General features: G+C 67.7%; 7 protein-coding genes. 1 reads left to right on the forward strand and 6 read right to left on the reverse strand.

Annotated features, from left to right (window positions below; all coding sequences use genetic code 11):
• Positions 1–17: 17 nt before the first annotated feature.
• The 4 genes from mprF to ASE88_RS09500 form a co-directional block, all read right to left on the reverse strand.
• Positions 18–2,546, reverse strand: coding sequence for a bifunctional lysylphosphatidylglycerol flippase/synthetase MprF (gene mprF / locus ASE88_RS09485; protein WP_056479324.1), 2,529 nt, complete (start codon positions 2,544–2,546; stop codon positions 18–20).
• 5 nt (positions 2,547–2,551) lie between these two features.
• On the reverse strand, positions 2,552–2,953 hold the full coding sequence (locus ASE88_RS09490) for a DUF2147 domain-containing protein (RefSeq protein ID WP_055873994.1): 402 nt from the start codon (positions 2,951–2,953) through the stop codon (positions 2,552–2,554).
• A gap of 10 nt (positions 2,954–2,963) precedes the next feature.
• On the reverse strand, positions 2,964–3,713 hold the full coding sequence (locus tag ASE88_RS09495) for a virulence factor (protein ID WP_235527893.1): 750 nt from the start codon (positions 3,711–3,713) through the stop codon (positions 2,964–2,966).
• A gap of 78 nt (positions 3,714–3,791) precedes the next feature.
• Positions 3,792–4,079 (reverse strand): chorismate mutase, encoded by a 288-nt coding sequence (locus tag ASE88_RS09500; protein ID WP_055873988.1) that lies wholly within the window; start codon positions 4,077–4,079, stop codon positions 3,792–3,794.
• Between the two features lie 109 nt (positions 4,080–4,188).
• Here ASE88_RS09500 and ASE88_RS09505 point away from each other — a divergent pair, with 109 nt between their 5' ends.
• The gene (locus tag ASE88_RS09505) at positions 4,189–5,217 is read left to right on the forward strand and encodes a polyprenyl synthetase family protein (RefSeq protein WP_055873985.1); all 1,029 of its coding nucleotides are present in this window, start codon (positions 4,189–4,191) and stop codon (positions 5,215–5,217) included.
• 195 nt (positions 5,218–5,412) lie between these two features.
• Here the strand turns inward: ASE88_RS09505 and ASE88_RS09510 are convergent, their stop codons facing one another.
• Together ASE88_RS09510 and ASE88_RS09515 are read right to left on the reverse strand one after the other, a co-directional pair.
• A complete protein-coding gene (locus ASE88_RS09510) occupies positions 5,413–5,856 on the reverse strand; it encodes a glycine zipper 2TM domain-containing protein (protein WP_055873982.1) in 444 nt (147 codons plus the stop codon).
• 52 nt (positions 5,857–5,908) lie between these two features.
• A complete protein-coding gene (locus ASE88_RS09515) occupies positions 5,909–6,871 on the reverse strand; it encodes a cation diffusion facilitator family transporter (RefSeq protein WP_056477740.1) in 963 nt (320 codons plus the stop codon).
• Between the last annotated feature and the right edge of the window lie 204 nt (positions 6,872–7,075).

Below are 7,075 nucleotides of genomic sequence, written 5' to 3' on the forward strand. Positions count from 1 at the left end.
GCGCGCCCTAGCAAGCCTTACCGGCTCACCAAAGCCTGCAAATCGATCAGTCCGCGCAACAGCGACGTGCCGCCCGGCGACGCGATGTACCGCGGCGTCCAGTTCGGCCGGAATTTCTCCTTGTATGCGCGCAGGCCGGCAAAGCCGTAGAATCGCTCGCCGTGGCGGAACAGGAACGCGGCGACCTTCGACCAGGTCGGTGACAGCCGCCGCGCCTCGATCCCCGACAGCGGCGCCATCCCGAGCGAGAAATGCCGATAGCCGTGCTCGTGTCCCCACAGCATCAGCCGCGTGAACAGGAAATCCATGCCACCTTGCGGCATGTCCGCGGCGTGGCGCATCAGGTCGACCGATAGTTCCTGCTTGTTGGGCGTCCCCCAGATGTTGGCGAAGGCGACCACGCGTCCTTCGATCCGCACCACCGCGCAGTCGAACTTCGCCAGATAGCCCGACTCGAACCGGCCGACGCTGAAGCTCTTCTCGGCGTGATCCTTGTCGGCGAGCCACCAGTCGGAGATCGCCTGCAGTTCTGGGATGATTGCGGGCATCTCGGCGGCGGGGACCACCGCAAACGCGGCGCCGGCCCGCTCGGCCACGCGGCTGGCCTTGCGCACGCTGCGCATCTCGGGCGTCTCGAGCGTAAAGCCATCGAGTTCGACGGTCGCCTCCTCGCCATATTTGACGAGCTTGAGCCCCATCTCGATTGCGATCGGCACGATGCGCAGGCCGATCTGGTACAGCAGCAGCCGCCCTTGCGCGGCGTCTGCGCGCGCGCGGATCGCCCAGAGGAGTTCGGACCAGGCCTCCGACGGGCCGACCGGATCGCCGATCACGATCCAGCTCGCGCCCTTGACCTGGTACATCAGGAACGCATCGCCGCTGTCCGATACCAGGAAGCGCTTGTCGCCGGTGAAGGCGAGCATCGCGTCGGTGCGGTCGGCATGCGCAAGCGCCGCGGTCGCGACGTCGTCGGGCAGCATGTCGTGCACCACTGGCACCGGCGCCGCCGCGAACAGCCGCCAGATCGACGCGCCGATCAGCAACAGTCCGACCGCGAGGCTGGTGCGCAGGAAGCGCGAGGCATTGGCGTTGGTCTCGAACTGCCACCACAGATCGCTCGAATACCCGACCCGGCGATAGGCGAAGAAGCCAATCAGCACCGACAGGCCGATCGCCGCGCCGACCCCGACCAGCCACTCGGGCGACAGCGGCTCCGCGGTCAGCCGCGTCCGCCGGTAGAACGCCGCCCTTGTCCATTGCAGCGCGGCGGTGGTGAGCAGCAGGATCGTCGCCTCCTCGTAATCGAGGCCCTTGGCGATCGATAGCAGCGCGCCTGCGATCAGCAGCAGCCGCGCCGCCCAGAACGCACCGTCGAGCCGTCGGTACAGCCCCAGCGCAACCAGCAGCAGCATGACGCCGACGAGGCTTGCCGCGACATGCGCCATCTCGCTGATCGGCAGCGGCAGGATCGTCGCGAGCGTGTCCATCCGGCCGGGCGCCGCGGGTAGCGCGCCCGACACGAGCAGCATCGCACCGCTGAGGAACACCAGTACGCCCAGCAGCAGCGGCGCGAGCGGCAACGCGATCGTCAGCGGATCGGCCCCGCGGCCGCGCCACTGCTTGCCCTCGTGGAACGCCATCAACACCGCCGCCAGGATCAGCGGCGCGACATAGTAGATGATCCGATAGGCGAGCAGCGCGGCGAGGATGGTCGCGTTGTTCTCGGGCATCGCCGCGATGATGACCGCCTCGAACACGCCGAGCCCGCCGGGCACGTGGCTGATCAGCGCGACGACGATCGCCACCGCATAGCCGAGGAACAGCACCGGATAGAGCGCGGGCGACGCGTGGGGCAGCAGCACGAACAGCGCGGCGCTGGCCGCCGCGAGGTCGACCGTCGAGACCAGGAGCAGCGCCAGCGCCTGTCGCCAGTTTGGCAGCGGCAGCCGCCAGCCGAACAGCCCGAGCGCGCCACCACGGCGGAAGCGCAGGACGATCCCCAGCATCGCGAGCGGGATCGCGATTCCGATCGCTCGCTCGAGCAGCGGCGGTATCGTCCAGTCGACGATCGGCAGCATGCCGGGATGGATCGCCATCGACAGGCTGGCGACGGCGATGACGCCCGCCCAGAATGTCACGCCCGCGATCAGCACGACGCGTGCCACCGCTGCCTCGTCGAGACCGGCGCGGCTATAGACGCGATAGCGCGCCGAGCCCCCGGTCAGCATCGCCAGGCCGAGATTGTGGCTGATCGTATAGCTCGTGAACGATGCGACCGCAGCCGTGCGCCATGGCAACGGGTGGCCGATCACCTTCAGCGCGATCGTGTCGTAGAAGGTCAGCGCGATGTAGCTGACGATGGTCAGCGCGATCGATGCGGACAATTCGGGCCAGCCGAGCGCTGCGAACGCCGCGCGCACTTCGGACAGCCGGATTTCGGCGGTCAGCTTGTGGATCGCCGCGAAACCGATCACTGCGACGATCAGCACCGCCAGCGCGATCAGCGTGCCACGGCGGTGTGCGATCCAGTCGCGTATCCGGGCCATGCGCGTCAACCGCGGTGCCACGTCTGCGTCTTGCAGAAGAACCCGCCGACCAGGCAGCCCTTCACGGCGATCGTGTTCGCGTCGACCAGCGTCAGCGTCGAGCCGAACGTCCGGCCCATGTCGGGGACGAAAATCTCCCCGGACCATTTGTTGTGCCCGCTGGGCCTGTAGTCGCGCAGCAGCGCCGCGCCGATCAGCTTCGGCGTGCCACCGTCGCGCGCATCCGCCTGCGCCTCGTCATCGGCGCGAACGACCCAGCCGCACAGCGTGTCGCCAGCCGTCCTGTCGGGGCAGACGCCGGTCTTCACCGCCACGCTGTTTTTCGGATTGTGCCAGGTTCCGTCGACAGGAGACGCGGGGGCGGGGCCTCCCGCGAGCACCGCGAGCGCCAACAATGCAGCAACCATCAATCGATCCTCACCCCGCGGACACGAACGGCCATATCACGTCGTAGAGCGCGTCGGCGTCGCGGTGAAGCGGATGTCCACCGGGCAGCGCGACCCGCGTTGCATTGGCCTGCGTTAACAGCGGGCAAAGACTGTCGATTTCGTCGGCGCCCTGGACGCACAACAACGGCGCCCAGATAAGCCGGCGCGCGGTCGGCAACGCTGCGGTGGTCGGCGTCCAGATGTCGAACACCTCGCTCGGCGATGCGCGAAACTGAACGGTGTCCTCGGGTACGATCAGCGCGACCCTGGCGATCTTCGTGCGCAGCGGTGGGGGCAGTCCGACCAAGCCGACATGGAGCATGTCCGCGCCGAACGACTGGCCGATCAGCACGACCCGGTCGGTATGTCCGAACCGCAACGCGCGTTGTTCGGCGCGCGCGATCAACGTCGTGATGTCCGCTGGCGTCCGGGTCTTGCGCAGATAGGTCAGCGTGTTGACAGCGACCACGGGCACTCCGTCCGCCACCAGCCGCCGTGCGATCTGGGGGGCCATGCCGATCTTCACCCCGAGGTCTCCGCTCAGCAGCACGACCGCATAGCGACGCTCCGGCTTGCTCGGCGCGAGATCGGTGAATACCGGGCCGCCGAAATAACCGAGCCAGCCCATGAAGCCGACCGCCGCCACGGCGAGTCCGACAAAAGCGAGTGAGGATCGGCGAAACCACGGCATTCGCAACCGATTGCGCCCGAGCGGATGATCGACACGTGGAGCAGGCATGACGTTTTCGTCATACGGTCAGGCGGGAAGTCCTGCGATCCTCCGCTTGGCGGGGGGGATTGTCAGCCGGTCCGCGCCTCAGCCCGGCTCGTGCGCGAGGCGTTCGTGATGCCGGATCACCTCGTCTATGATGAAACGCAGGAATTTTTCAGAAAATTCCGGGTCGAGCTGCGCGTCGGTCGCCAATTGCCGGAGCCGGGCGATCTGGCGCTCCTCGCGACCGGGATCGGCGGCGGGCAGGCCGTGCGTCGCCTTGTGTCGGCCGACCGCCTGCGTCACCTTGAAGCGCTCGGCGAGCATGTGGATCAGCGCCGCGTCGATATTGTCGATGCTCTGGCGGTATCCGTTCAGCAGTTCGTCAGCCACGCACGCACCCTTTCACTGGTTCGCCGCGCCTTTTGCGGGCACGATGCGGGATCGGCAAGAGGCAGCAAGGGTTGCTTTGCCGGGGCATAGGCGTCAGAGGCACGGGAAGATGAGCGCCACCGTACACCGCCTCGAATCCCTACGTCCCAATCCCGAGTCCCAGCCGTCGCTGGACCCGATGGTCAGGCTCGTGTCCGGCGACATGGATCAGGTCAACGCGGTGATCCGCGGCCGGATGCAGTCCGAAATCCCGTTGATCCCCGAACTCGCCGGTCACCTGATTGCGGGCGGCGGCAAGCGGATGCGGCCGATGCTGACGCTCGCGAGCGCGCAGCTGATCGGCTATGCCGGCACGCAGCATCACCTGCTCGCCGCCGCGGTCGAATTCATCCACACCGCGACGCTGCTCCATGACGACGTCGTCGACGGATCGGACCTGCGCCGCGGCAAGCGCACGGCCAACATCATCTGGGGCAATCCCGCCAGTGTGCTGGTCGGCGATTTCCTGTTCAGCCGCAGCTTCGAGCTGATGGTCGAGGCGGGTAGCCTGAAAGCACTCAAGATCCTGTCCTCCACCAGCGCGGTGATCGCCGAGGGCGAGGTCAACCAGCTGACCGCCGCACGCCGGGTCGATCTCGGCGAGGAGCGCTATCTCGACATCATCGGTGCCAAGACCGCGGCGTTGTTCGCGGCGGCGTGCCGGATAGCCGCGGTCGTTGCGGAGCGGCCCGAGGCGGAGGAAGCCGCGCTCGACGCCTATGGCCGCAACCTCGGCATCGCGTTCCAGCTGGTCGACGACGCGATCGACTATGTCTCGGACGCGGACACGATGGGCAAGGACGCCGGCGACGATTTCCGCGAGGGCAAGATGACGCTGCCGGTGATCCTGGCCTACGCGCGCGGCTCGGCAGAGGATCGCGCGTTCTGGAAGGACGCGGTCGAGGGCCGCCGCGACAGTGACACCGATCTGCAACAGGCGGTGCGGCTGATCCGGTCGACGCGCGCGATCGACGATACGTTCGCGCGCGCGCGGCATTACGGACAGCGCGCGATCGATTCGATCGCGGGGTTTCCCGACGGCGCGGCCAAGGACACAATGGTCGAAGCGGTCGAATTCGCGGTCGCCCGCGCGTACTGAATTGATCCTCCCCCGCCAGGGGGAGGTGGCAGGCATCAGCCGGACGGAGGGGGCGGGAAGGGAAACGCCTGTTCCGTGCCCTTCCCCTCCGTCACCCTCGGCGACACCTCCCCCTGGCGGGGGAGGATCAAGCGAAGACACAAATCGGCGGTCGATAGCTCGGCCGCCGTTGTCATTTCTAGAATCGGCTAGGGCTCAGCGGCACTTCACGTTGCCGCGATCGACCGAGCGGCCGAGCAGCGCGCCGCCGCCGGCACCCGCCAGCGTACCGAGCGTCCCGCCGCCGATCAGGTTCGCCAGCACGCCGCCGCCAAGCGCACCAATCACCAGACCGGTCGTGCCGTCGTTGCGCTTGCAATAGGCGCGGCCGTCCCTGCCGCGATAGATGCGGTCGTTGCGGCTGAGCCGGCGCTCGCGGTAATTACCGTTCTGGTAGCTGCGCGACGGATCCCAGTTGCGATCATTGTCACCGCGCCAATTGCGATCGCCCCCACGACGGTCGTCACCCCAGCGGCCGTCACGATCGCGGTGGTCGCGGTCGCGGCGATCGTCATTGCGCTGCGCAGTCGCTGCGGTCGGCAACATCGCGGGAGCGGCAACCGCGACCGACATCAGCGCGGCGATAAGATGCTTCTTCATGGGTAAATGCTCCTGATCTATGTCGGGGTAACACTTCCCTCGTCGTAAAAGTTCAAACCGTCGCCGCGTCCGCCATCGAACATGCATGGCCGCTGCCCGTCTCGACCTGCAGCGTGGCATGGCCGATCCCGAACCTGTCGTGCAGCATCACTCGGGTATCGCTCAGGAAGTGATCGCCGGGATGGCCGCCGGGCATGACCAGATGCGCGGTCAGCACGGGTTCGGTGGTGCTCATCGGCCAGATGTGGAGATCGTGAATCTCGGTGACGCCGGGCAGGCCGCACAGCGCCGCGTCGACATCGTCGAACGCGATGCCGCGGGGGACGGCGGACAGCGCCATCTCGACCGTCTCGCGCAGCAGGCCCCAGGTCTGCCAGAAGATGAGGATCGCGATGACAATGCTGACCGCCGGATCGATCCAGGTGAGCCCCGTGCGCCAGATCACGAGGCCGGCGATCACCACGCCCGCCGAGACCAGCGCGTCGGCCGCCATGTGCAGATACGCGCCGCGAATGTTGACGTCGCCCTTGCGCCCGCGCGCGAACATCCAGGCGGTGATCGCGTTGACCGCGATACCGATGCCCGCGACCATCGAGACGGTGAGGCCCGCAGTCGGGGCGGGGTCGGCGAAACGCTGCGACGCCTCGAGCACGATCGCGCCCAGCGCGACGAGCAGCAGCAGTGCGTTGGTGAGCGCGGCGAGGATCGTCGAGCCCTTCAGCCCGTAGGTGAAGCGCTTGCTCGGCGCGGTGCGCGCGAGCATCGTCCCGCCCCAGGCGACGACGAGGCCGAGCACGTCGGACAGATTGTGCCCGGCGTCGGCGAGCAAAGCGACCGAGTCGATCCGCAGGCCGACGATGGCTTCCACCGCGACGAAGACGATGTTGAGGCCGATGCCGATCGCAAAGGCGCGGTCGAACGATGCCGGCGCGTGGCTGTGCCCGTGCCCGCCATGCCCGTGCCCGGCATGGCTGTGGCCATGACCTTGAGAATGCTCGTGATGATGTCCGCCCAAGGTCCGCGCTCCACTGATCCTGCCGCCGCGTAGCATCGAGCGGTCGTGAGATACTAGGACGCGGCGGCGGTCATGAAACGCACCCCGCGCGATCCTCCCCCGCCAGGGGGAGGTGGCAGGCGCAGCCTGACGGAGGGGGAGGAAAGGGAAACGTCTGTCGCGTGTCCTCCCCCCCCCCCCCCCCCCCCCCCCCCCCCCCCCCCC

The organism is Sphingomonas sp. Leaf38 (genome assembly GCF_001421825.1).
Taxonomy (GTDB): Bacteria; Pseudomonadota; Alphaproteobacteria; order Sphingomonadales; family Sphingomonadaceae; genus Sphingomonas.

Bases quoted from the DNA above. Each gene is read 5' to 3' on its own strand.
- ASE88_RS09490 (WP_055873994.1), bottom strand. From the start codon at position 2,953: ATGGTTGCTGCATTGTTGGCGCTCGCGGTGCTCGCGGGAGGCCCCGCC.
- ASE88_RS09510 (WP_055873982.1), bottom strand. From the start codon at position 5,856: ATGAAGAAGCATCTTATCGCCGCGCTGATGTCGGTCGCGGTTGCCGCT.
- ASE88_RS09495 (WP_235527893.1), bottom strand. From the start codon at position 3,713: ATGCCTGCTCCACGTGTCGATCATCCGCTCGGGCGCAATCGGTTGCGA.
- mprF (WP_056479324.1), bottom strand. From the start codon at position 2,546: ATGGCCCGGATACGCGACTGGATCGCACACCGCCGTGGCACGCTGATC.
- ASE88_RS09505 (WP_055873985.1), top strand. From the start codon at position 4,189: ATGAGCGCCACCGTACACCGCCTCGAATCCCTACGTCCCAATCCCGAG.